Source organism: Planococcus sp. RAB007_Raresut (assembly GCF_057369535.1).
Map to the genome: position 1 here is coordinate 1 of NZ_JBXYIF010000304.1, position 228 is coordinate 228.

The 228-nt window shown below is 39.0% G+C and carries 1 protein-coding gene; it reads left to right on the forward strand.

The genetic code is table 11. From position 1 onward, the window contains the following. A partial coding sequence (locus AC2Q9J_RS18610) for a winged helix-turn-helix domain-containing protein (RefSeq protein WP_499042225.1) occupies positions 1-186 on the forward strand: 186 nt, incomplete at its 5' end. Positions 187-228: the final 42 nt, after the last annotated feature.

Sequence of the window (228 nt, forward strand, 5' to 3'; positions counted from 1 at the left end):
GTCTATTCGCGTGCACAATTATTAGATCATATTAATCCTGACAGTTTTGATGTTGCAGATCGCGTGATTGATAGTCATATTAAAAACCTACGTCGTAAGATCTCAGAAGCTGCGGACACAGGCAATCGCCATGAATGGATTCAAGCGGTGTATGGTGTAGGTTATCGTTTTGAATATCCTGAATAATCTAAAAGCTTGCCTTAGAGTCTTAATAAGGCAAGCTTAATC